Genomic DNA, 23,833 nt, shown 5'->3' on the forward strand with positions numbered 1-23,833 from the left:
TCGCCCGCCGAGCCGTCCGCGCCCTGCGGCGCGGCGGGCCCTCACGACGCCTGCGCCTGCGTGCCCTCCGCCAGCGAGTCGAGGAACCTGCTGTCCAGGGAGGCCCGCTCGCCGTCCTCGCCGATCACCTCGACCGTCCTGCCGTCCAGCTGCGGCGTCCGCGACCGCACCTCCATCGGGCACAGCAGCCACAGTCCATGCGGGGCGTCGGCGGGGCGGCGGGCCGCCTCCTGGAGGCGGACCAGGGTGTCGTGGCCGCCCTCGTCCCAGTAGCGGGCGAACAGGCCCGCGTTGTGCAGGAGCAGCACCGTGCGTGGGGCCGCGGCGCGGGCCAGCAGGCGGGTCTCGACCCGCGGCCAGACGACGCGGACGAAGGAGGCCAGTCCCCGTTTGACGCGGCCCGGCGCGGACGCGGCGTCGGCGCGCAGGACCTTCTCCCAGTCCTGCCCCTTCTCGGCCGCCAGGGCGCGGAACTCCGCCAGGAACTCGCGTCCCAGGTCGACGCTCTCGACCCGGTGGGCGGAGGTGATCGCCTCGACCGCCCCTGGCAGCCGGGAGGCCCGGACGATCAGGGCGAGGAAACCGCCGCGCTCGACGCCGGCCGTGAGCTTGGCGCGGATCAGCTCGTGGGGGTCCGCGTCCTCGTCGGCCGGGGCGGCTGCCCGGGCGGGAGGCAGGTAGCTGGTGCGGCTCCCGGTCGACGTCCAGGACACGGCCGGTTCCGGTGTCGACGGGAAGAAGCTCGACGTCCTGCCGTCGTAGGTCAGGTCGAAGCGCGCCTCGGCGAGCGCCTGCTCCAGCTCGACGTACGTCGGCTCCCGCTCGCCCGACAGCACGTCGAGGTCCGGGAAGCGGGCGCGCAGCCTCGCCACCAGCTCGGCGACCGCGATGCCCCGGTCCCTGCGCACGCCGGCGCCGGCCTGGGAGATGCGCAGGGCACGGTCCAGGGTGAGGTCACGCGGGTACAGCTCCAGGCGCGGGGTGACCTCGACTCCCGGCGCCATGGCGGCGGCGAGCGCCACCAGCCGGGTGTCCGCGAGCGGGGCGAATCCCTCCGGGGCGGGGACGGCGCGCAGCTCTCGCACGACGGCCGCCCGGCCGGGCAGCGGCTCCCGACGCGCCAGGCGCTCGGCCGTGCCCCCCAGCTCGGCGGCGTAGTCGGCCAGTTCGCGCGGACTGGGATCGTCGGTCCCGGGCAGGGACTCGGCGGCGATCAGTACGGTGTCACCGCGCCGGTGGACCGCGAGCCGGGGCTCGTGCAGGCCGGCGCCCTCGCCCTCCCACATCTCGGCCTCGACGGCGGCCCGGACCACCGCCAGCGCCTTGGCCAGGGTGCGTTCGGGGGTGTCGTCGCCGGCGCCGTGCCTGACCCGCAGTTCGACGGCGGCCTCCTTGGCCGTCATGACACGGCCGGCCCTCTCGACGATCTCGACGAGCTCCCTGCGCACCTCGCCGAGCCACTCCAGCTCGGCCCACTGCCGGATCTCGAGGCGGTGGTGGCGTGAGACGGGCGGCTGCTTGATGCCGAGGTGGTCCGCGATCCGGGCCTGCACCGGCCAGGGGCCGAGGGGGGACAGCGGGCCTGTCGCCGACGGCAGGCCGAGGGTGAGCAGCACGACGTCCGCGCGGTGCGAACCCTTGCGCCCCGGGGCGGGGGTGAGGCGGTCCGCCATGTCGTCTATCGACAGGACGGCCGAACCGGCCGGTCCGACCTCGTCCCCGGCGCCGTCGCGGGCCGGGGCGGTGGAACGAGGCTCGGGCTCGGCCGTCGCGCGCAGCGCGCTCGCCCACTGCTTGCGGCGGCGGTTGAGTTCCTTGCGGACCAGCGCCCCGGCGCCCCGTGCCTTGGAGATGGCGTACGGCGGGACCTGCAGCAGTTCCCCGACCGTCGTCGCCCCCAGGGCGTTGGCCACGGAGACGGCCCGCGGGGACAGACCCGCGGCCTCCAGCAGCGTCGAGGCCTCAGCGGCCTCCGCCGCGGCGTCGCGTGCCTCCTCGGTGCCCTCCGCCAGCTGGCCGACCGTCGCCGGGGTCGTGGCGGGCCGGGCCGAGTCGGCCGCCCGGAACACCTCCCGCCACGCGTCGTGCATCTGGCGAAGGTTGTCGAAGCGCTGCTCGATGTCCCGGTGCAGCGCGCGCCGGAAGAAGGCGGTGAGGCCGTCGGCGAGCGCCGACTCGAACAGCTCCCCAGCGACGTACAGCTCCGCCGACTCGTTGGTGAGCGGGTCCACCAGGCCGTCGCCCCACATGGGACGCTCCCCGCTCGCCATCTCGTGCAGGGTGACGGCCGCCGCGTACCGCTCCGCGTGATCGTCGTAGTACGGGCGCCGCAGGGAGCCGAGGAACGGGTCGAGGTAGCCGCGGGTGCCCGCCCTGACGTCCCGCTCGGAGGCATCGGCGAGGGAGAAGTCGAACAGCTTCAGGCGCCAGATCCGGTCCTTGCTCTGGTGGATGCCGAAGTTGTCGGGCTTGATGTCCCGGTGCCGCACGCCGCCCGCGGCCAGCTGGTCCAACGCCTTGAACAGGTCGTCGCCGAAGCGCTCCAGCTCGTGGTAGGTCAGCCGCCCCTTGCCGCGCAGCCGGGCGCCCAGGGACTGCTCCCCGGCGTACTCCAGTTGCAGGACCGTGCGTCCGCCGATCTCGTCCAGGCCCTTGCCGCGCAGCTGGACGATCGCGCCGCCGCCGACCTCCTTGAGGACACGGGCCTCGACGCGCAGCCGCTCGGCCTTCTCCTCGTCCAGGGCGACCTTGAAGACCCTCTCCTCGACGTCCGTGCGGCCCTCCTCGTCCTCGACCACCCGCTCGACGAGCAGGGCGCGGGCCGTGGCGCCCGTGCCGAGCACCCGGCGCACGGTCCACTCGGAGTCGAGGGACTGGCCAGGGAGGGCCTCCAGGGGATCGGTGCCGACGGTGGTGTGCGTCTCGGGGAGCACGCTGACGCGTTCGGCCTCGTCGAGCAGGTCGAGGAACTCCTCGGCCGAGCCGAGGCGTTCGTTCACGTCGGAGCGGGTCGCCCGGTGGACGAGTTCGTCGAGTGCGTCCGAGAACCCGTCCGCCACGGCGAACAGGTGCAGCCCCCCGTCCGTGCGGAGCCGCTCGCTGAGGGCGCTGCGCTGCGGGGCGGGGGGCTGCCCGGTGAGGATCAGGTACGAGACGGCGCCAAGGCCGAAGATGTCCAGGTCCGCGGGGTCGGCGTACGGCTGGTCAGTCTCCGGGGCGAGGTAGACGCGGGCCGCATCCTCGATCAGCGCGGCGTCGAGTGCGGACCCGCCGACGGAGCGGAAGAAGGTGGCGTTGCTGTCGAAGTCACGGGCCGCGGTCTGCCAGTCGGTGATGCGCAGTTCGGGCCGCAGTCCGTCGGGGCGGAACGAGACGTACACCGACCTGGCCGCCAACGCCCGGTGGTAGAGCGACCGGTTGTGCGCGTAGCGGACGGCCTCGGCGAGCTGCCGTACGAGGTCGAGTCGGACCTCGGGGGTGAGCTTGCCGCCGTAGGTCGCCAGATACTGGTCGAGGCGCAGGTCGGTGTGGCGGTGGCGGAACAGGATGGCGGGGCCGCCCTGGTGCTCACGCATCTCCACCGCCTCGACGATGCCGCGGTGCGTGACGCCCTGGAGGACCTGGTACTCGCGGCGGGCCGCGCGTTCGGTGGACTTCTTGTCGGCCTCCGTCGCCATCTGGCTGACGAGGTAGATGCGGACGCGTCCCTCCTCCTGGACCAGGCCGTCGTCACGGGTGGCGAGACGGTCCTCCCAGGTGGTCCCGGCGTCCAGCGGATGCGGCTGCAGCTTCCAGACGTCGCCGAAGCGGAGGTGGGCGGTGGACTGCCGGATGCCGATGGCCTTCAGGAGCCGTGGCAGGGTGTTCCGGGAGAAGTCGGGTGTGATGCGGCGCTCGGGGCGGTCGGGCGGCAGCCCGAGGAAGTCCTGCCAGATGCGCTTCAGGCCGGTGTCCCGGTCGTCGCGGCCGTAGACCCTGACGCGCTGCACGTCGTCGAGGTGGCTCTCCAGGTCGGGCGCGGACAGGAAGACCGCCGCCTCCACACGCGGCACCGAACGCTCGGGAACGTCGAGCTTGCGCGCGGCCCACAGCAACTGGCTCTTGAGGTCCTTGGCCTTGGCGTCGTTGAAGTGCAGCGGGTTGGTGACGGTCCGTGTGCGGTCGGTCCCGTGGAAGTTCCACGTCGAGCCGGAGTTCTCCAGGCGTCCCGGGTGGCTCTTGATCTCGACGAGGTAGAGGCCGGCGGGCACCGCGATCAGCAGGTCGCACTCGTTGATACGGCCCGACTGCGCGGTGAACGAGAACGTGGCCCAGGCCCGGTACGGCTCGACGGACGGCATCAGACGGCGCACGTGGTCGAGTGCGTCCTGCTCCCAGGGGAAGGGGGAAGGATGCTCCTGGAACCACTGCTGAGTCGGCCGCGGTGGTCCGGGCCTGGGCCCCGGACGCGAACCTGCTGCCGTCACCGTCCGACCTCCCCTGTCCGCCCCACGCCTTCCTGTGGGAGAAACCCCTGGCCGACCTTATCGTCCCCGGCCGACGGGCCGGATCTCGCTGTCAGGAATCGTTCGGGGCGGGGACGGCGGGCTGCTGCTGGGCGGGGATGAAAGCCGTCGACACGGGGGCCGGTACGGCAACGCGGAACAACTCCGCCGCCGACCGTCCTCGCCGGCGGTCCGACACCACGACCCCACCCGTCCACTTGCCCGTCACCGTCCGGTACCGGTGTTGCAGCTCACCCACGCGAGGGCAGTGGCGTTCCCTTATGGCCGCGTAAGCGGGATGGCAGTGGGTGTTCCAGGTCAGGTCCTCGGCGTAGGTGGCGCAGGCCGCCGGGAAGAGCACGGCGGAGACGAGCAGATCGGCGATCTGCAGCCCGATGTGCGAGTCGCTGTGGCCGAAGACGGGGGATTCGGCGACATGCGGCATCAGATCGCCGCCCGCCCGGAACTTCCGGGTCGTGACGCAGTGCACGTTGTCGACGTTCTTGCTCTTCGTGCGGCTGTCGAGGATCACCACGCCGCAGTCCTCACGCCCCGCGAGGAAGTTCTCGAAGTGGGCGCAGAGGGAGGCGACCGAAGCGCCGTACATCGCGTCCTCCGCGTTGGCGACGCCGTCCTGCTTGACGCAGATCTTGGCCAGCACCCGGCAGCCGTGGCGTTCCAGCATGGTCAGCAGCTTGTCGATCAGACCGTGTGCCAGACGGACCTGGTTGCGGTTGCCGTTGCGCAGGTGGGCCCGGATGTTCGACCCCTTGATCTCGGTGCGGATGACCTCGCTCAGCTTGACGGCGTTCCGTAACGTGGGGCGGAACTGCTTCTTCAGAGCGATGAAGTCCCAGGTGAGGGCGCGCAGTGCGGACTCCTCGACGACGATGCCGCCGATCACCATGACCGGCGGTGCTTCCGGTGTGGAGGGATGAACCGTCTGGCCGTCGCCGGACTCGTCGACGTAGCACAGGTACAAGCTTTCCTCCGCCGGAAACAACTATGGCCGCCCCAGAATCCTGAAGGGCAGCCATAGGGGTTGCTGCGCTGGGCGCAGCCTTGTTTTGGTTCTGCGTCCAGCCTATGACGACCTCTCGCACATACGCAACTACGCGCCGTCACACCGCTACGACGACCCGCCTGCCGCCTTCCACCAGCTCCCGCAGCCTGGCCCGGGTCTCGGCGTCGGTCGAGTACAGGACCGTGCCCTTCATCCCGCGAGTGAGCAGGACCTTGTAGGTGTTGCGCACGAGACGGTCGACGACCTCGTCGGTGACCGTCTTGCGGCGCAGGTCCGGATCGTGCGAGGCAGCCCTGTTTACCACCCACCTGTCCCGGCGCCAGACCAGGTCGGGGCCGATGATGACGCCGTTCCAGTCGTACTCGAAGCCCTGGGCGGTGTACACACAGCCGACCTGCCCGAAACCCGCCGGATCAGTGGCCCACAGCGCAGCCGGAGGCGCGCCGGAGACGGACCGGTCCCCGCGCAGGTTCCACGGCTTCTTCCACTCACCGATCACGACGTCCAGGGGCAGCGGCTCACCGTTCCTCGGCTCCTCCTTCGCCCAGGGCCAGCAGTATCCGGCCGTGATGCGCGCACGGTCACCGCCGGCCTGCCGCTCCTCCAGGAACGCCTCGAGCTCCGCAGGAGACTCGGCCACTCGGAGGTCCATCAGCCCGTCCGGCTCCCAGACGACCGGGCCGCCCTCCTCGAATCCCAGGAGGCGGTGCGTCCAGTGCACGTACGCCTCACTGCCGCCGCACCGGAACTGCGCGTCCAGCTCTATCAGCTCCCAGTCCAGATTCCGCCGCTCGGCCGCCTCGATGATCTGCGGAACCGTTCCCTGCTCACCCGGCCGCACCACTTGGTGCTCGTCCAGCAGGAACACCGGGACGCGCGCCGCGTCGATGAGTTCCTCCACCTGAGGCTTGCCGGTGCGCAGCCGGGCCGGGGTCCACCGCTGGTTCGACGTCTCACGGATCCGGTGCGCTTCGTCGCAGAGCAGTACCTCAAGTCCGTTCTTCTCGGCCGCCATGAAGTCGTTGAAGTACTTGAAGAGTTTCTTCACCACGGGCTTCCGATCACCCGCGATCTTCCGCATCGTGAGGGTGAAGGAGCGCGATCCCGTCGCGTGAAGGGCTGTGTGGCCGTTGCGGTAGAGCTCACCGAGCAGTGAGAGCGCGATCACGCTCTTGCCGGTGCCGGGACCACCCGTCACGATCACGACTTCCTTGTGGTCCGAGTGGCGGGCCTTGCGTACCGCGTGCATGACCGTCTCGTACGCCAGATGCTGCTCGTCGAGGAGGACGAACTCCTCGCGCTCGCGCACCTCACGGGCAGCGGCCTCCATCAGTTGACGAGAGGGCTTGATCACCGCACGCCGGAGTTCATCGGCTGCGCTCGCACCGGACTCCGGTGCGAGCCGCGCCTTGAGGAACTCGATGAACGCACCGCGTCGGTCCCTGCTGAACAACCGCCCGTGAGCGCGCTGCCCGACGTCGTACAGGTTCTCGACGTCGACCTCGGATGCGTTGTGGAGATACGCGACACCGGCGACACGCTCGGGGTGCCGCGCGAGGGCGCTGTTGAATCCCACCAAGTAGTCGCAGTAGTCGGCTACCTGGAGGATGGGGTTGAGTTTGGGCCTGCCGTGGCCGTCGACCAGACACCGCTCCGCCGCCCCGTCGTAGGGGTGTGCGCGGCTCCACTGCTTGAGCTCGACCACGACGTAGGACGGCTCCCGGGTCCGCGGATGTACACCGGCCAGCACTACGTCCGCCCGCTTGCTCGAGAGAGGAAGCTGGTACTCCAGCATCATCTCGACGCCACCCAGCCCCGCGTCCAGGAGGGCGTGGGCCACCTGAGGGATGCTGCGCTCCCACGAGCGTATTTCGGACGCGCTGGGCTTGCGCTGGTGAAGGTGGAAGAACTGCTCTGTCATGTAGGCGGCCAGGGTGCCGGCGAAGCGGTCCTCGGGCCCTGACATGTGGTCGGCGGCGATGGTCGACGCCGAACCGCGATACAGCACGGAAAAGCCCCCAGGCAGCACGAAGCGACTCGTGCGGATGGGGGCATGTCCTGAAGCGGAAGCCCGTCGGACCGCAGTTGAAAATATCCAGGGAGAACACTAACGCGATGTCGCGCACGACCACAGGTGAGATCACGAACGGTGAGCCTGCTGCCGGCACGGCACGACGCGAAGAGCCGGGCGGAGAAGAACCGCTGTGCCGCGCAGAGGCACTCCGCGTTGGCACCGGAGGTTGCGGGCCGGACGGAGCGGGGAGCAGCCCGACTGCGACCAGACCGTGGAATCAGGCGGGAGCCGCGGGCGGCAGACGAGTCGGGCTGTACGCCGGGTTCTGTTCCGGCGGGTCCTCGCGGTCCCGCCGGCGACGGCCATCCATCTAGGACCGGTGTTGCCACCGGCCTCGTGCGGTCCACCCGCGGACTCGGGCGGGCAGCCCTCGGTCGTCCGCGCAGAAGCACCGGGGTGCTTCCTTTTGACCTTGCTCCGGGTGGGGTTTACCTAGCCGCCTGAGTCACCTCAGGCGCTGGTGGTCTCTTACACCACCGTTTCACCCTTACCCGGCGCCGAAGCGCCGGGCGGTCTGTTCTCTGTGGCACTGTCCCGCGGGTCACCCCGGGTGGCTGTTGGCCACCACCCTGCCCTGTGGAGCCCGGACGTTCCTCGGGAAGCCCCCTAGGGGGACTCCACGCGGCCGTCCGCCCGGCTCGTCTGCCGTGCCGACCATGGTACCCGCCGCCCGGCCGGCTTCCGCTCCCGCGCGTTGGCCAGCACCGATCCGGTGAGAATCAGGACGAAGGCGGCCACCACCGTCGCGGTCAGGGCCTCGTCCAGGAACAGCGCGCCGGCCGCCACCGCGATCGCCGGATTGACGTACGTGATCACGGACGCGCGGATCGGACCCGCCTCCCTGATCAGTTCCAGGAAGGCGACGAACGCCACCGCCGTGCAGACGACGCCGAGGGCGGCCAGCGCGGCCAGGGTCCCCGGGGCGGGGAGGGCCGCCGGGCGGCTCGCGATCGCCGCGGGGGCGTAGACCAGGGCCGCCAGGGCCAGGCAGGGCGTGATCAGGTGCAGCGTGGGGACGTCCTTGAGGTGGCGGTCCGCGATCAGCGGAGCCGTCGCGTAGCCGACCACCGTGACCAGGACCTCCGCGAGGGAGAGGGCGTCGCCGCCGGTCAGGTGGGGGACGGTGAGGACGGCCACGCCGCCGAGGCCGAGAGCCAGGCCCGTGATCCGTCGGGGGCCCAGGGGCTCCGCCCGGCCGTAGGCGCGGGACAGCAGGACGCCGACGATCGGGACGCCCGCGATCAGCAGGCCGGCCGTGGAGCTGGAGAGGTGGCGTTCGGCGTCGGTCAGGGTGTACCAGGGGCCGACGATCTCGATGACCGCGAACGCCAGCATCGGCTTCCAGTGCGTCCGCACGTTCCGGACGAGGCCGGTCCGGCGCAGGGCGAAGGGGAGCAGCAGCAGCGCGCCCACGGCGCAGCGGGCGGACACCACTCCGGACGGGGACACCTCCTCCACCGCCACCTTGATCATCAGATAGGGAATGCCCCAGACCACTCCCATCAGGGAGAACAGGAACCAGCCGCGTGCCGTCATGCGGGGAGTGTCCGCCGGGTCAGCGTCCGGGGTCTTGAACGCTGTTGCGGTACGCCGCCGGGGTCACCCCGAGCACGCGGCGGAACCACCGGGTGAGGTGCGCCTGGTCGGCGAAGCCGACCAGGGCGGCCGCCTCCGCGGGCCGCACCCCCGCGTCCAGCAGGGCGCGGGCCCGGGTCACCCGGTACTGGGCGAGCCACGCGTACGGCGGCACGCCCATCGTCGTGCGGAACGCCCGGAGCAGCTGGTAGCGGGAGAGGCCGAGGTCGGCGGCGAGGTCTCCCAGGGAGGGCGGGGCGAGGAGTTCGTCGGCGAGGCGGTCGCGGACGGTGAGGGCGACGGACCGGGCGCCGGGGACGGCGCCGTCGACGGCGCGGGAGGCGGAGTGGCGGCGGGCCAGCGCGGCGAGCAGCCACGGCAGGCGCGACTCGGCCTCCAGCGGGTCGGGGCGGGCGCTGAGGTCGGTGTGCGTGCGGCGCAGGGCGGCGGCCAGCTCCCGGTCGTGCAGGACGGGTTCGGGGAAGTGCGGGAGGCCGGTGCCGGACACGATGCCGTCGCCGAGCAGGAGGGGGGCCGCGTAGAGGGCGCGGTACGAGTAGCCCTCGGGGGCGGCGGGGCCTCCGGTGTGCATCTCGCCGGGTTCCAGGACGACGATCGAGCCGGGGCCGGACACGATGCGCCCGCCGCGGTAGGCGATCGTCTCGAGCCCGCCGACGGTGACCCCGACCGTGTACTCGTCGTGCGCGTGCGGGGCGTACTCGTGCCGGTCGAACCGGGCGGTGAGCAGATCCAGCACGGGCCCGCACCGCCCCAGCCGCGCCCTGGTCCATCTGGCCTGTTCCCGCACGTTCCCCACGATGTCGCACCCCCGGCCTTCAGGGGATCAGAGGAAGTCGGCGGTGTCCAGGTCGAAGGCGAAGAGCTCGGGGAGGGTGAGGGGCTTGCCCAGGGGCCGGGTGCGGTGCTCCCGGTACTCGTCGCCCTCCGGGTCGCCGAAGAGGGTGATCGAAGAGGTCTCGCGGTCCACGAGGAGGTACAGGGGAATGCCGCCCCGTGCGTAGCACCGGCGCTTGGCTTCGCGGTCCGCCTGCGGCTTGGTGGAGGTCACCTCCACGACCATCGCCACGCCGTCGCAGGGCATCCACGGGTCGGCGCCGCGGTAGAGGCGCAGCTCCGTGGGCGCGAAGGTGCCGTCCGGGATGACGTGGTTCTTCGGGCAGGCGCCGCCGCTCTTCAGCTTCAGCCCTTTGTTCCCGGAGAAGTCCATGTCGGTACGGGATCGTCTGATCACCTGCTTCATGATCAGATTGATGTAGTCCTCGTGGTCCCCGTCCGGCGGCGGCGTCACGACGATCTCCCCCTCGATCAACTCCGCCCGGAAGCCCTCCGGGGTGTCCAGGGCGAGGAACCCCTCCAGCAGGACGTCCGCCTGCGAGATCGGTTCGTGGGCCATTGCCGTCACGTCGCGCCCCTCCTTCGGTCGCTCGCCGGACTGGACCATCGGGTGATCACCTGACCGTGGAATCGGGAACCGTTCCCTCGATCGTGGCACAGGATCACGGCCCCCGTCGGACGCCACAGCGTTCGCTTGACCCTGCCGCGACGTCAACGTTTCTACTGGGGGCATGCGGATCGGAGAGCTGGCCGCGGCGGTCGGGGTGACCACGCGGGCCGTGCGGCATTATCACCATCTCGGGCTGTTGCCGGAGCCGGAGCGGCTCGGGAACGGGTACCGGGACTACACCCTGCGGCACGCCGTCGTGCTGGCGCGGATCCGGCGGCTGACCGAACTGGGGCTCGGGCTCGCCGAGGTGCGGGACGTGCTCGCGGACGACGCGGGCAAGGACCTCGCCGAGGTGCTGGCGGAGCTGGACGAGGACCTGGCGCGGCAGGAGGAGGCGATCCGGGAGCGGCGGGCGCGGCTGCGGACCCTGCTGGAGTCGGAGGGCGGGACGGCCGCCGAGGGGCCGGTCTCGCCGGAGCTGGCCGCGCTGTTCCGGGACACCGCTCACCTCACCGACTCCCCCATGGCCGCGAAGGACCGCGAGATCCTCGCGCTGATCGAGACGTCCGCCCCGCCGGAGGAGCGGAAGCGGCTGATGGGGCTGATGAGCGGGGTGGTCGGGGCGCCGGGCGGGACGGAACGGGCCATGACCGTGTACCGGCTGCTCGACGAGCTCGAAGGGGTCGGCACGGACGACCCGCGGGTCGACGAGGCCGCCCGTGCGCTCGCGGAGTGCGTGCCCGCCGGGCTGCTGCCCGAGGACGCCGTCCTCGACGAGAGCAACAGCTTCCTGGCCGCCCTCTACGCGGACTTCGCCCCTGCCCAGGCGGAGGCCTTCCGCAGGGCGCTGCGGATCGTGGCGGAGGGGCGGGCGTGAGCCGGCGAACGGCACGAGAGGTTCCCGTACGGGAGAGAGGGGTGTGGCGATGAGGGCGGCGGTGCGGGTGGGGTGGGCGCTGGCGCGGCACGAGGCGCGGCTGATGGCGAGCCTCGCGCTGTGGCTGGCGCGGCGGACGCACGGCGTACGCGAAGGCACGGCGTTCGGGTACGCGCGCGGTGAGAAGGCGATGATGTCCGGGATCGCGTTCGTGTGCGTGGTGGAGACGGTCGCGATGTCCGTGCTGCTGGCCGACTGGCCGACGCTGCACGCGGTGGTGCTCTTCCTGGACGTCTACACCGTCGTCGTCGTGATCGCCCTGTACGCCGCCTTCGCCGTACGGCCGCACGTCGTCGGCCCCGACAGGCTGCGGGTCCGCCGGGCCGTCCACGTCGACCTGCGGATACCGCGCGAGCGGATCGCGTCCGTGCGGCGCGAGCTGCGGATGACGCACGCGGAGGCGGACGGGGAGCTGAACCTCGCCGTCGGCTCGCGGACGACCGTGACGGTGGAGCTCGCGGAGCCGGTTGCGCACCGGTCGTTCTTCGGACGCACCCGGGACGTGCGCGTGCTCCGCTTCCACGCCGACGACGCCGACGGCCTGGTGCGGGCGCTCACCGCCGCCGCGCCGGGGCCCGCGGACCACGCCGTACCCTGACAGGCGAGCTCGACCGAAGGAGTACGTGTGCTTGTCCTGCTGCCGCCGTCCGAAGGCAAGGCCGCTTCCGGCCGCGGTGCCCCGCTGCGGACGGAGTCCCTGTCGCTGCCGGGACTGAACGCCGCGCGGGAGGAGGTCCTCGCCGAGCTGGTCGGCCTCTGCTCCGGCGACGAGGACAAGGCACGTGACGTGCTCGGGCTGAGCGAGGGCCTGCGGGGCGAGGTCGCGAAGAACCGCGAGCTGCGCACCGCCGGCGCCCGTCCGGCCGGGGAGATCTACACCGGGGTGCTGTACGACGCCCTGGACCTGGCCTCCCTCGACGCGGCGGCGAAGCGGCGGGCGGCGCAGTCGCTGCTGGTGTTCTCCGGACTGTGGGGCGCGGTCCGCGTGACCGACCGGATCCCCTCCTACCGCTGCTCGATGGGGGTCAAGCTGCCCGGCTTGGGCGCGCTGGGCGCGTACTGGCGGGCGCCGATGGCGGAGGCGCTGCCCGAGGCCGCGGGGTCGGGGCTGGTCCTCGACCTGCGCTCGGCCGCGTACGCCACGGCGTGGAAGCCGAAGGGCGAGGTGGCCGGGCGTACGGCGACGGTCCGCGTGCTGCACGCGCCGACCCGCAAGGTGGTCAGCCACTTCAACAAGGCGACCAAGGGCCGGATCGTCCGGAGTCTGCTGACGGCCGGGGCCGCGCCGAAGGACCCGGCGGAGCTGGTGGAGGCGCTGCGGGACCTCGGGTACGCGGTGGAGGCCGCCGCGCCGGCCCGTGCGGGACGGGCGTGGACGCTGGACGTGCTGGTGGACGAGGTGCACTGAGCCCCTCCGGGGGTCTCGTTGCAGGGTATGCAACGCCCTTTGCGCAGGATGCGTGCCGACGGCAGGATGAGCGCCATGAACGCTCCTCTGTCGCCGTCCGGTGTGCCCGACACGGGTGCCGCTCCCTCCTTCTCGGTGCTCGCGCCGGCTCCCGTGGTGCCCGTGGTCGTGGTCGGGGACGCCGCCGACGCCGTGCCGCTGGCGCGGGCGCTGGTGGCGGGCGGGCTGCCCGCGATCGAGGTGACCCTGCGGACCCCGGCCGCGCCGGGCGCGATCCGGGCGATCGCCGCCGAGGTGCCGGGGGCCGTGGTCGGCGCCGGGACGGTGCTCACGCCGGAGCAGGTGACGGGCGCGGTGGCGGCCGGGGCGCGGTTCCTGGTCAGTCCGGGGTGCACGGACACGCTGCTGACGGCCCTGCGGGCGTCGGGGGTGCCGTTCCTGCCCGGGGTGTCCACGGCGTCGGAGGTGATGGCGCTGCTGGAGCGCGGGGTGCGGGAGATGAAGTTCTTCCCGGCGCGGGCGGCGGGCGGCCCGGCGTATCTGAAGTCCCTGGCGGGACCGCTGCCGCAGGCGCGCTTCTGCCCCACCGGGGGGATCGGCCCGGCCACCGCCCCGGAGTACCTGGCCCTCCCCAACGTGGGCTGTGTCGGCGGGAGTTGGATGCTGCCGGAGGACGCGGTGGCCGCCCGTGACTGGGACCGGGTGGAGCGGCTGGCGCGGGAGGCGGCGGCGCTGTAGGGAGACGGGCGGGGCCCGCCGGGTCTACCGCAGGTGGGACGTGTCGTTGAACAGGCGGACGCTGGCGTTGCCGTCGGCGTAGTACGCCACGGCGGACAGCGAGGCGGCGGACAGTTCCATGCGGAACAGCGCCTCGGGCGGGGCGCCCAGGGCGAGCCGGACCAGGGTCTTGATCGGGGTCACGTGGGTGACCAGCAGGACCGTGCGGCCCCGGTACTCGGCGAGCAGCTTGTCGCGGGCCTCCGCGACGCGGGCGGCCGTGGCCGCGAAGCTCTCGCCGCCGCCGGTGGGTTCGGCGTCCGGGGACGCCAGCCAGGCGTTCAGGTCCTCGGGGTGCCGCTCGCTCACCTCGCCGAAGGTGAGGCCCTCCCAGGCGCCGAAGTCGGTCTCCCGCAGCCCTTCCTCCACGGCCACGTCCAGACCGAGCCGGGCGGCGACGATCCGGGCGGTCTCGCGGGTGCGGGCGAGGGGTGAGGCCACGACCGCCTGCACGGTGCCGCGCCGGGCGAGCGCGGCCGCGACCTTCCGGGCCTGCTCGCGCCCGATGTCCGAGAGGGAGGGGTCGCTGCCCCCGCTGCCCGAGAACCGCTTCTGCGGGGTGAGCGGCGTCTCGCCGTGCCGCAGCAGCACGAAGGTCGCCGGCGCCCCCATGTCGGCGGGCGCCCACCCGGAGGACGGGGTGGCAACGGCCTGCGCGGCCCGACGGTCGGCGTCGGCGGCCGCGGAGCCGCTTCCCGCCGCGTCGGAGGCGCCCTCGCCGCCGCGCCCCCGAGCCGCGCCCGCCGAGCCCGAACCGCCGGCCCCGGCACCGCTCGCCGCTGTGGGACGCCGCCTCGGCCCCGGCTCGCCCGGCTCCGCGGCGCTCTCCGCCCCCGGCGCCATCGCCGCGCGCACCCGTGCCGCCCCCGCCGTCGCGTCACCGGGCGGGCCCTCGGGGGCCGGTACGGCCGGGGGCGTGTCCAGGTCGGCGCGGCCGGCCGCGGGCGGCCGGGGCCCGCCCCGCTCCGCGTCCATCGCCTCGTTGGCCAGGCGGTCCGCGTGGGTGTTGCGTGCGCGGGGGATCCACTCGTAAGTGACCCGGTCCGGCGGGAAGACCGTCGCGGCCTCCGCCGCGAGCGGCTTCATCGCCGGGTGCTTGATCTTCCAGCGGCCCGTCATCTGCTCGACGACGAGCTTGGAGTCCATCCGGACGTGGACCCGTGCCTCCGGGTCCAGCTCACGCGCGGCGCGCAGGCCGGCCAGCAGGCCCCGGTACTCGGCGACGTTGTTCGTGGCGACGCCGATGTACTCGGCCGCCTCCGCCAGGGTCTCCCCCGTGGCCGCATCGCTGACCACGGCCCCGTAACCGGCCGGTCCCGGGTTGCCCCGCGACCCGCCGTCCGCCTCGACGACGAACTCCCGCATCGGATTCGGTCCCCTGTGAGCCCCGCTGTTTCCCCTACAGTCCCGACTCCGCCGTGCGGACCAGGATGCGGCGGCAGTTCTCGCAGCGCACCACGGTGTCCGGGGCGGCGGCGCGGATCTCGTTCAGCTCGGTGATGGCCAGCTCCTGACGGCATCCCTGGCAGGTGCGCGCGTACAGCTTGGCCGCGCCGATGCCGCCCTGCTGCTCGCGCAGCTTGTCGTACAGGCTGAGCAGAGCGGCCGGCACGGACGCGGCGACGACCTCGCGCTCCTTCGTCACGGAGGCGGCCTCGCCGTCGATCTGCTCCAGCGCCGCGTCCCGGCGGGCGGTCGCGTCGTCGACCTTGCCCTGGACGGAGCCGACCCGCTCGGTGAGTTCGGCGACCCGCTCCTGGGCGGACTCGCGGCGCTCCATGACCTCGAGGACGACGTCCTCCAGGTCGCCCTGGCGCTTGGCGAGGGAGACGATCTCGCGCTGGAGGTTCTCCAGGTCCTTGGGCGAGGAGACGGCTCCGGAGTCGAGGCGCTTCTGGTCCCGGGCGGCGCGCTGGCGCACCTGGTCGACGTCCTGCTCGGCCTTGGTCTGCTCGCGCGCGCAGTCGCTCTCCTCGGTCTGCGCGGCGACGAGCAGGTCGCGCAGCTGGGCGAGGTCCCGGTTCAGCGACTCGATCTCGGCGTGCTCCGGGAGCGACTTCCGCTTGTACGCGAGCTGCTGGAGGCGGACGTCGAGGTCCTGGACGTCGAGGAGTCGGATCTGGTCGGCGGGCTCGGCGTTCAGTTGGGGGCTCCAGAGGTGTCGGAATCCAGAGGGGCGCGCGCGGCGCCCCCCGGAAGGGTGGCGGTGGGTGACGGGTGGGCGCCGGACGACGCCGCGTGGGCGGTCCAGGGGTCGGTGACCGTGCGCGAGACGTGGACCCGGAGGTTCCAGCCGTGCCGGTCGGAGATCTCGTCGAGCTGGGCGGCGGCCAGCTCGCACCAGGGCCACTCGGTGGCCCAGTGCGCCGCGTCGAGCAGCGCGAGAGGACTGTGGGCGCGGTCCGCCATGAACTCGGACGCCGGGTGGTGGCGCAGGTCCGCGGTGAGGAAGGCGTCCACGCCGGCCGCCCGGACGTGGTCGAAGAGGCTGTCGCCGGAGCCGCCGCTGACGGCGACCGTCCGGACCGGCGCGTCCGGGTCGCCGGCGACGCGGACGCCCTGCGCGGTGGCGGGCAGCCGTTCGGCGGCGCGGGCGGCGAACTCGCGCACGGTGAGGGGCGGGTCGAGCTCGCAGACGCGGCCCAGCCCCCGCCGCCCCTCGGGGTCGGAGGGGTCCGGCACCAGGGGCCGTACGACCCTGAGGCCGAGCGCGCCGGCGAGGGCGTCGGAGACCCCCGGGTCGGCGGTGTCGGCGTTGGTGTGGGCGACGTGCAGCGCGATGCCGTTCCTGATGAGCGTGTGCACCACGCGGCCCTTGAAGGTGGAGGCCGCGACGGTGGTCGTGCCGCGCAGGTAGAGCGGGTGGTGGGTGACCAGCAGGTCGGCGCCGAGCTTCACCGCCTCGTCGACGATCTCCTGGACCGGGTCGACGGCGAACAGGACGCGCGTGACCTCCTGGTCCGGCTCCCCCACGACGGTGCCGACCGCGTCCCAGGACTCGGCCCGCCCGGCGGGCCACAGGTTCTCCAGCGCGGCGATGACTTCTGACAGACGGGGCACGCCGCCAAGGCTACCTGGCCCTTTCGCACGGCAGTACCGGATCCGGCCCCCGCCCGGTCCCGCACCGCACCCGCGGTGCGCCACGGTGCGGCACCCGCCGAGCACCCGTGGAGCACACGGCTCGCGCTTCCTCGGCAGAATCGTTCCTGGAGCACCCGTACGTGTGAAGCGCGCCCCTCCGCTCCGCCGCCTCCGTCCGCGGAAATTACCGTTCGTCACCGGAGGTGACCGAGAGATGACGGTCTGCGCCATCGAACCTGCGGCGGCACACGAGAACGGAGCGGGACGGGCGGGCTGCGCCATCACCGCGGACGGCTGTTACGCCGCCCGTCTGGCCCTCGCCGGCGACTCCCTGTTCCCGGAGCGCTGGACCCTGGACGGCCCCGAGCCGTACGCGGTGCCGTTGCCCGGCAACCAGCCGGAGGAGCCCGGCACCGAGGTACAGCCCCTGAGCGACGGCCGCGTCCTCATCCACCGGCTGGTGGACGGGCGGCACGCCTTCTCCCTGCTGTACCCGACCGGACCCGGCACCGGCGAGCTGCCGCTCGGCGCGGTCGTGTGCCCGGACGGGCAGACCCGGCTGCGGCTGCTGCCCCCGGCCCCGGACGGCCGCCGGGCGTACGCCCTCGCCGCCGGCCGGGACTCGGCGGCGGTGTGGCGGGTGGCGGGCGGCGCGTCCGGGCCCGAACGGGTCGCGGAGATCCCCGGCCGCTGCTCGGGCGGGGTGTGGCTGGACCGCGAGGGCCGGATGCTGGCCCTGGACCGGGAGGCGGACGGACGCACCAAGTCGGTCGTGGTCGACCTCGGACGCGGCGGCGAGGTGTCCCCGCTGCTGCAGATCACCCCCGGCAGCGACGACCGGGTCCTGCTCGCCGACCCGGACAGCGGGCTGCTGCTGATCCGCTCGGACGCGCCCTCCCCCGGGGAGGAACGGCTCGGCTGGGGGGTGCTGGGCAGCACCCTGCCCGTGCGGTTCCCCGGGTGTCTGCGGCTGGCGGACCGCACGGTCACTCCGTTCGCCGTGCAGCCGGGGCAGGTGCTGAGCCCGGAGGGCTGCGCGGTGGCGCTGCGCGTCGAGGGGGCGGGCGGCGGCTGGATCGGGCTGTGGCGCCCCGCCGAACGGCGCGTGCACCACGTCCCCGCCCCGGCGGGCTGGCTGACCGGCACGGGGCTGTGGACGGCGTCCGGGACGCTGCGGCTCCCCTGTTCCACCGGGGCGGCGCCCTGCGGTGTGGCCACGCTGACGATGCCGGGGGAGCGACGGCGGCCGGAGGACGAGCCGCCTCGGGGCGCCGCCGCGGGCGCGGAGCCTTCACCTCCGCACCAGGTGCCGTTCCCTGGTCAACTGCCGACCCGCGCAACGGAGATGACCGTCCGTCACCTCAACTCGCCGGCCGACGCGCCCCGTCCCGTGCCGCTCCAGCAGGCACCCCTCGGGCGGCTTGTAACGAACTAGCGGCGGTTGGCGTGGCCGCCTGGATCCGGGGTGCGGTGGGCCGGTTAGACTCGCCCGGCTGTAGGAAAGATCATGTTTACGGGGTGAATTCCTTCCGATGAGCGACGTCATCACGCACGAGCCGCAGTCCGTCGAGCACGAGCAGGTCGCCGCGGGTCACGGCAGGCACCGGGGGCCGGTCTCCACGCAGGACACCGAGACGTCCCCGCGCGGCCGGCACCGCAAGCCGACCCAGGAGAACGAGCACGTGGAGTCGGCCGCCTGACACCAGGTCGGCGGCCTCGCCCCCCGCGGGCGGCACGGAAGAGCGGCCCCGGACGACGGCCGGGGCCGCTCCCGTGTCCGGGGAACCTCTGCGTCCGCCTGGCGTTCACCACGCATCGGTGCGGCGCCCGGGACGTCGTGCCGCGGCGGCGCCGGGCCCGGTCCGCTCACCGCCCGCGCACGCGACGTGCTGCGGGAGTCCGCGGGCAGCGTCCGCGGGCGGGGCGACCGCCGCCCGCCCGCCCCCGTCCGGGTCCACGGTCCGCGCACCACCGCCTGTCCGCGGCCATCGGCAGGACGGGCACGCGTCACCGCACGGGGGGCCTTGCACGAGGCCAGCGAGCGGGGCCGGCTGTGACGCCGGGGCCGGACCCCTCCCTCGGGACGGTTCAGCCCGTCCGCCTCGCCGGGGTGCGCGGCAGCCACGCCCACATCAGGACGGCGCCCACCGCCAGGACGGCGGTCCCGGTGGTGAAGACGAGGGCGTAGCCCTCGGTGAGGGCCTCCGGGGTGTCGCGGCCGTCCGTGCGGGCCGCCGCTATGGTGGCCATGACGGCGAGGCCGAGGGAACCGCCCATCGTGCGGGAGGTGTTGACCAGGCCGGAGACCACCCCGGCCTCCTCGGGCGCCGCGCCGGACGTCGCGAGGGAGGCCAGCGGGGTGCCGGCGAGGCCCGCGCCCAGCATCATCAGGACGCCGGGCAACATGATCGCGGTGAGGTAGTCGCCGTCCGCCGTCATCGTGGACTGCCAGGCGAAGCCGGCCAGCGCGACGAGCGTGCCGAGCACGGCCACGGCGCGCGGTCCCGTCGCCCGCATCAGGCGCGGGGCGACCTTGGAGCCGATGATCACGGCGAGGGAGCTGGGCACCAGGGCGAGTCCGGCCTCCAGCGGGGTGTAGCCGAGGACGTTCTGCGCGTAGAGGGTCATGAAGAACCACATGCAGAACATCGCGGAGCCGCTGAGGAACATGGCGACGTTGGCGGAGGCCACCGACCGCAGCCTCAGCAGCCCGAGCGGCATCAGCGGGGACCTGGCGCGGGCCTCCACGAGCACGAACAGCGCGACGAGGGCGAGCCCCGCGCACAGCGGCACCACGGTGGACACCGCCGTCCAGCCGACGGCCTCGGTCTGGGAGACCCCGTACGCCAGGGTGGCGAGGCCGGCCGTGACGAGCACCGCGCCGGGCAGGTCGAGGCGGCGGCCCTCCCCGGCGCGGCTCTCGGTGATCCAGCGGGCGGCGGCGGCCAGCACGACCGCTCCGACGGGCACGTTGATCAACAGCACCCAGCGCCAGGACAGCGCCTCGACGAGCACCCCGCCGACGAAGCCGCCCGCCGCGCCGCCGCCCGCGCCGACGGCGGTCCAGGTGGCGATGGCGCGGGCGCGGGCCGCGCCCTCCGGCACCGCCGAGGTGACGAGGGTGAGCGTGGAGGGCGCCAGGACGGCCGCCCCGAGCCCCTGCACGGCCCGCGCCACCAGCAGCTGCCAGCCCTCCTGGGCGAGCCCGCCGGCCAGCGAGGCCAGGGTGAACAGTCCGAGCCCGACGAGGAACATGCGCTTGCGTCCCCAGAGGTCGCCGGCCCGGCCGCCGAGCAGCATGAAGCCCGCGAAGGCGATGGAGTACGCGTTGACCACCCACTGCAGGCCCTGCTCGTCCAGCGCGAGGCCGGTGCGCAGGGAGGGCAGCGCCACGTTGACCACGGAGATGTCGAGCACGACGAGGAACTGGCCGGCGCAGGCGAGCGCCACCACCAGCCATACGGGCGGTGCGGAACGGGCGGGGGCGCGGGTGGTGTCGGGGGCTTCGAGCATGAGGGTCATGCTCTCAACCGCCGCGCGCGGCCCGCATCGGCATTTCGTCGGACACCCGTCTCCTCCCCCGGACCGAGCGCGGTCACCTCTTCACGATGCCGCCCGGCGGACGGTCTCCCCCGCCGCGCAAGCCGGACCCGCGCGACCGCACAGCACCAGTGCGGGGGGGTGACGCCGGCCGGACGGCGCCTCGGCGTCACCCCCCCCCTCACCACCTCCGCCGGGGCCTGCGGCAGCATGACCCCGTGGAAACTTCTGTGACCTCCGAAGAGGCGTCCCCCGTGGCGAAGGCGCCGGAGCCCGCGATCCTGGCCGCGTTCGAGGCGGCGAAGGGGTTCATGCCGCTGGACGAGGGCCTGGCCCTGTACGCGGCGGCGGCCGAGGCCGGCCGGCTGGGCCTGCCCCTGCTGGAGATCGGCACCTACTGCGGCCGCTCCACGATCCTGCTCGCGGACGCGGCCCGCGCGGCCGGCGTCACCGCCCTCACCGTGGACCACCACCGCGGCAGCGAGGAGCAGCAGCCGGGCTGGGAGTACCACGACCCGGAGACCGTCGACCCCGAGCTGGGCGTGATGGACACCCTGCCCGCCTTCCGGCGGACCCTGCACCGGGCGGGCCTGGAGGAGCACGTGGTGGCGCTGGTGGGGCGCTCCCCGCAGATCGCCGCCCTGTGGGCGCGCCCCCTCGGCCTGGTGTTCGTCGACGGCGGCCACACCGACGAGCACGCGAGCGCCGACTACGAGGGCTGGGCCCCGCACGTCGCCGAGGGCGGGCTGCTCGTCATCCACGACGTCTTCCCCGACCCGGTGGACGAGTTCACCGGGCAGGCCCCGTACCGGGTGCACCAGCGGGCCCTGGCGTCCGGGGAGTTCACGGAGGTCTCCGCCACGGGTTCGCTGCGTGTCCTGCGCCGTACGGGTGCGGCCGCCGCGCACCGCTAGGGTGGCCGGGTGTCGTACACAGGTCCCGACTTCGATCCGCCCCCGCGGCGGCGGTCCCGCCGCGGTCCGCTGACCGTGGCCCTCGCCGCGCTCGTCTGCGGCGGGCTGCTCGGCTGGGGCGTGTACGCGGCCGCGGGCGGCACGGACGACGACGCGGCGGGCGCGGGGGCCGAGGGCTCCCCGTCGGCCGCGCCCCGTACGCCGTCGCCCACCGCCTCCTCCCCCGCCGCCTCGCCGTCCGCCGGGGACGAGGGGTCCCCCGCCTCGCGGGCGCCCTCCGCGTCGGCGCCCGCCGCGGCCGGCCCGCTCAAGGGCAAGGTGGTCGTCATCGACCCGGGGCACAATCCGGCGAACTTCGAGCACACGGCCGAGATCAACCGCCAGGTGGACGTCGGCACCCACCGCAAGGAGTGCGACACCACCGGCACGTCGACCGATGACGGGTACGCGGAGGCGGAGTTCACCCTGGACGTCGCCCACCGGATGCGGACCGTCCTGGAGAAGCAGGGCGCGACGGTGAAGCTCACGCAGGACGGCGACCGGCCGTTCGGGCCGTGCGTGGACGAGCGGGCCCGGATCGGCAACGCGGCGAAGGCCGACGCCGTCGTCTCGATCCACGCCGACGGCTCCGGCGCCGGCAACCGCGGCTTCCACGTGATCCTGCCGGGCGAGGTGAACGCCGGTGAGGCGGACACCCGCGCCATCGTGGAACCCTCGCGCGAACTCGGGGAGCGCATCGCGGGCGCCTTCGTGCGCGTCACCGGCACCGCGCCGTCCAACTACATCGGCGGCGGCACCGGACTCGTCACGCGGAAGGACCTGGGCGGTCTCAATCTGTCAACGGTTCCGAAGGTGTTCGTCGAGTGCGGGAACATGCGCGACAGCAAGGACGCGGCGCTGCTGAGCAGCGGCGCGTGGCGGCAGAAAGCGGCGCGAGGGATCTCCGAGGGAATCGTGAGCTTCCTGCGCGGGTAGGGATCGGCACGCTGGTCCGGGCGGACAGCCCGGTCCCGCGGACGATAGTGTCCTCCGTACGATCGGGGGCCTCCCCCGCGCTTCACACCGGGCCACCCCACGGGGCGACATGGTGACGGCGACGCCTCTTCCGACGACGAGACGACCTACGAAGGACCTGAAGTGAATATCCGCTCCCTCACTCGAGGCGACGGCGTGGTGATCGGAGCAGCCGTACTGCTGTTCATCGCGTCGTTCCTCGATCTGTACTCGATCGACGGCGCCCCGGACAGCACGGACATCCCCAGCCTGTGGGCGAGCGGTCCGGTGCTGCTGAGCGTGGTGCTGGCGGGACTCATCGCCGCGGCCCTGATCGTCGTCGCCCGGGGTCTGCCGCAGGCGCCGAAGGTCGCGGGTCTGGATCTGGCGCCGTTCGGTGTGGCCTTCGCGGTGTTCGCCGCCTGGAGCGCACTGGGCAACGTCTTCGACCCGGCGGGCGGCCTCGACAACTTCGACGGCGCCGGTGACGGCCCCGACGCGGGCCTGGGTGTGATCCTCGCTCTCGTCGCCACGCTGGTGATGGCGGCCGCCGCCGTGGCCACGCCGCTGGTCCCGGCGCTCAAGGGCGCGCTGCTCCCGGCCCCCCGTCCCGCCGCCCCGCAGCAGCCGTACGGTGCGCAGCCGCCCGGCGGTTACGGCTACCCGGGCGCCCAGCAGGCGTCCTTCGGCGGCGGCCAGCCCGGCCAGCCGTACGGCGGTCAGCCGCAGCAGGGCCAGCCGGCCGCGCCCCCCTCCGCCCCCGACTTCTCCCCGTTCTGGTTCGCCGTGCCGGTGCCGCGTCCGCTGTTCCCCGAGGACGGCTCGCCCACACCGATCGCCGAACTGGCCCCGGGTACCTGGTACCTGGCGGTGGAGCAGCGCGGTCAGGCGCTGGTCGCGCAGACGCAGGACGGCCGCCGCGGCGTCCTCCAGGACACGTCGGGCATCCAGCGCGGCTGAGCCCCGGCCCGTCCCCGACGGCCCCTCGCCCCTGCGGGCGGGGGGCCGTTCGCGTGCGTGGTCCGCGGACAGGACTGGTTTCAAGCGGGCGTTCGGGGCCAGACGGACATCATGTCCCCTCGATATCGCTCTGGTTCCACCTCCGCGGGAACGGTCATCGCGGTGATCGCGGACGTCATGGCCTTCATCCTCGGACTGTGGATCCTGATGTATCTGCTGGACGCCAACCGGGCCAACGACCTGGTCCAGTTCGTCCATGACGCGGCCAACTGGCTCGCCGCCTGGTCGCGGGACCTGTTCACCTTCGACGAGGAATGGGCCCGGGTGGTCTTCGGCTACGGACTCGCCGCCGTCGTCTACCTCTTCATCGGCCACGCCATCGCCGGCCGCCTGCGCCGCCACTGAACCGGGCGCCCCCGGACCCCGGCCCGGCCACGGGACCCGGGGGTCCGGGGGCGCCCGGAAGAACACAGCACCTTCGACGAGGAACGGGCCCGGGCCGTCCTCGGCCACGGACTCGCCGCCGTCGTCCACCTCTTCACCGGCCACACCATCGCCGGCCGCCTGCGCCGCCACTGAACCGGGCGACCCCGGACCGGGC

The 23,833-nt window shown here is 73.5% G+C and carries 19 protein-coding genes, 1 other RNA gene and 1 pseudogene; 10 read left to right on the forward strand and 11 right to left on the reverse strand.

The annotated features are described in order from the left end of the window. Window positions 1–41 precede the first annotated feature (41 nt). The 7 genes and pseudogenes from pglW to ACIQ8B_RS01890 all read right to left on the reverse strand — a co-directional run bounded on the left by pglW (window position 42) and on the right by ACIQ8B_RS01890 (window position 10,571). On the reverse strand, window positions 42–4,352 hold the full coding sequence (gene pglW, locus ACIQ8B_RS01860; protein WP_403544531.1) for a BREX system serine/threonine kinase PglW: 4,311 nt from the start codon (window positions 4,350–4,352) through the stop codon (window positions 42–44). Between the two features lie 205 nt (window positions 4,353–4,557). Further along, the gene (locus ACIQ8B_RS01865; protein ID WP_403544533.1) at window positions 4,558–5,466 is read right to left on the reverse strand and encodes a DUF3800 domain-containing protein; all 909 of its coding nucleotides are present in this window, start codon (window positions 5,464–5,466) and stop codon (window positions 4,558–4,560) included. Window positions 5,467–5,605: 139 nt separating this feature from the next. Then, the gene (locus tag ACIQ8B_RS01870; protein WP_403544535.1) at window positions 5,606–7,516 is read right to left on the reverse strand and encodes a DNA/RNA helicase domain-containing protein; all 1,911 of its coding nucleotides are present in this window, start codon (window positions 7,514–7,516) and stop codon (window positions 5,606–5,608) included. A 304-nt stretch (window positions 7,517–7,820) separates the two neighbouring features. After that, window positions 7,821–8,223, reverse strand: an RNA gene (gene rnpB / locus ACIQ8B_RS01875) — RNase P RNA component class A. A 115-nt stretch (window positions 8,224–8,338) separates the two neighbouring features. Beyond that, a pseudogene (locus ACIQ8B_RS01880) lies at window positions 8,339–9,118 on the reverse strand (DMT family transporter); the annotation flags it as partial. 19 nt (window positions 9,119–9,137) lie between these two features. Next, the gene (locus ACIQ8B_RS01885) at window positions 9,138–9,974 is read right to left on the reverse strand and encodes an AraC family transcriptional regulator (RefSeq protein WP_403544537.1); all 837 of its coding nucleotides are present in this window, start codon (window positions 9,972–9,974) and stop codon (window positions 9,138–9,140) included. Window positions 9,975–10,001: 27 nt separating this feature from the next. Then, the gene (locus ACIQ8B_RS01890; protein WP_403544765.1) at window positions 10,002–10,571 is read right to left on the reverse strand and encodes a Uma2 family endonuclease; all 570 of its coding nucleotides are present in this window, start codon (window positions 10,569–10,571) and stop codon (window positions 10,002–10,004) included. A gap of 172 nt (window positions 10,572–10,743) precedes the next feature. Between ACIQ8B_RS01890 and ACIQ8B_RS01895 the strand changes: the two genes are divergently transcribed. The 4 genes from ACIQ8B_RS01895 to eda all read left to right on the forward strand — a co-directional run bounded on the left by ACIQ8B_RS01895 (window position 10,744) and on the right by eda (window position 13,705). Beyond that, window positions 10,744–11,499, forward strand: a complete 756-nt coding sequence (locus tag ACIQ8B_RS01895; protein WP_190000382.1) for a MerR family transcriptional regulator — start codon at window positions 10,744–10,746, stop codon at window positions 11,497–11,499. A 49-nt stretch (window positions 11,500–11,548) separates the two neighbouring features. Beyond that, window positions 11,549–12,157, forward strand: coding sequence for a hypothetical protein (locus tag ACIQ8B_RS01900; protein ID WP_403544767.1), 609 nt, complete (start codon window positions 11,549–11,551; stop codon window positions 12,155–12,157). A gap of 27 nt (window positions 12,158–12,184) precedes the next feature. After that, complete coding sequence (gene yaaA, locus ACIQ8B_RS01905; protein ID WP_403544539.1) at window positions 12,185–12,967, forward strand: peroxide stress protein YaaA; 783 nt, start codon at window positions 12,185–12,187, stop codon at window positions 12,965–12,967. Between the two features lie 75 nt (window positions 12,968–13,042). Beyond that, entirely contained in the window at window positions 13,043–13,705 is a 663-nt protein-coding gene (eda, locus tag ACIQ8B_RS01910; RefSeq protein ID WP_403544541.1) for a bifunctional 4-hydroxy-2-oxoglutarate aldolase/2-dehydro-3-deoxy-phosphogluconate aldolase, read from the forward strand. Window positions 13,706–13,729: 24 nt separating this feature from the next. On the opposite strand, the gene ACIQ8B_RS01915 is transcribed toward eda, so the two are convergent. From ACIQ8B_RS01915 to ACIQ8B_RS01925, 3 genes are read right to left on the reverse strand one after another with little or no spacing between them, the layout of a single operon-like run. After that, a complete protein-coding gene (locus ACIQ8B_RS01915; protein ID WP_403544543.1) occupies window positions 13,730–15,109 on the reverse strand; it encodes a bifunctional RNase H/acid phosphatase in 1,380 nt (459 codons plus the stop codon). 34 nt (window positions 15,110–15,143) lie between these two features. Beyond that, on the reverse strand, window positions 15,144–15,887 hold the full coding sequence (locus ACIQ8B_RS01920; RefSeq protein ID WP_290004757.1) for a zinc ribbon domain-containing protein: 744 nt from the start codon (window positions 15,885–15,887) through the stop codon (window positions 15,144–15,146). After that, window positions 15,884–16,804, reverse strand: a complete 921-nt coding sequence (locus tag ACIQ8B_RS01925) for a Nif3-like dinuclear metal center hexameric protein (RefSeq protein WP_403544545.1) — start codon at window positions 16,802–16,804, stop codon at window positions 15,884–15,886. The genes ACIQ8B_RS01920 and ACIQ8B_RS01925 overlap by 4 nt, the downstream gene beginning before the upstream one ends. A gap of 235 nt (window positions 16,805–17,039) precedes the next feature. On the opposite strand from ACIQ8B_RS01925, the gene ACIQ8B_RS01930 reads away from it, so the two are divergent. Together ACIQ8B_RS01930 and ACIQ8B_RS01935 are read left to right on the forward strand one after the other, a co-directional pair. After that, a complete protein-coding gene (locus ACIQ8B_RS01930) occupies window positions 17,040–18,260 on the forward strand; it encodes a hypothetical protein (RefSeq protein ID WP_403544547.1) in 1,221 nt (406 codons plus the stop codon). Window positions 18,261–18,357: 97 nt separating this feature from the next. Continuing rightward, window positions 18,358–18,525, forward strand: a complete 168-nt coding sequence (locus ACIQ8B_RS01935) for a hypothetical protein (protein ID WP_198602571.1) — start codon at window positions 18,358–18,360, stop codon at window positions 18,523–18,525. 388 nt (window positions 18,526–18,913) lie between these two features. Here ACIQ8B_RS01935 and ACIQ8B_RS01940 read toward each other — a convergent pair whose 3' ends face one another. Then, window positions 18,914–20,347: an MFS transporter gene (locus tag ACIQ8B_RS01940; RefSeq protein ID WP_403544549.1), complete on the reverse strand. Its 1,434-nt coding sequence runs from the start codon at window positions 20,345–20,347 to the stop codon at window positions 18,914–18,916. A gap of 272 nt (window positions 20,348–20,619) precedes the next feature. Between ACIQ8B_RS01940 and ACIQ8B_RS01945 the strand changes: the two genes are divergently transcribed. From ACIQ8B_RS01945 to ACIQ8B_RS01960, 4 genes are all read left to right on the forward strand, one after another. Next, window positions 20,620–21,279, forward strand: a complete 660-nt coding sequence (locus ACIQ8B_RS01945) for a class I SAM-dependent methyltransferase (RefSeq protein ID WP_106416443.1) — start codon at window positions 20,620–20,622, stop codon at window positions 21,277–21,279. Window positions 21,280–21,288: 9 nt separating this feature from the next. Beyond that, window positions 21,289–22,254, forward strand: coding sequence for an N-acetylmuramoyl-L-alanine amidase (locus tag ACIQ8B_RS01950; RefSeq protein ID WP_403544551.1), 966 nt, complete (start codon window positions 21,289–21,291; stop codon window positions 22,252–22,254). A 162-nt stretch (window positions 22,255–22,416) separates the two neighbouring features. Continuing rightward, entirely contained in the window at window positions 22,417–23,232 is an 816-nt protein-coding gene (locus tag ACIQ8B_RS01955; RefSeq protein WP_290004542.1) for a DUF5336 domain-containing protein, read from the forward strand. Between the two features lie 111 nt (window positions 23,233–23,343). Beyond that, window positions 23,344–23,637 (forward strand): hypothetical protein, encoded by a 294-nt coding sequence (locus tag ACIQ8B_RS01960; protein WP_290004543.1) that lies wholly within the window; start codon window positions 23,344–23,346, stop codon window positions 23,635–23,637. Window positions 23,638–23,833: the final 196 nt, after the last annotated feature.

The organism is Streptomyces sp. NPDC096105, from assembly GCF_044763335.1.
Lineage (GTDB): Bacteria > Actinomycetota > Actinomycetes > Streptomycetales > Streptomycetaceae > Streptomyces.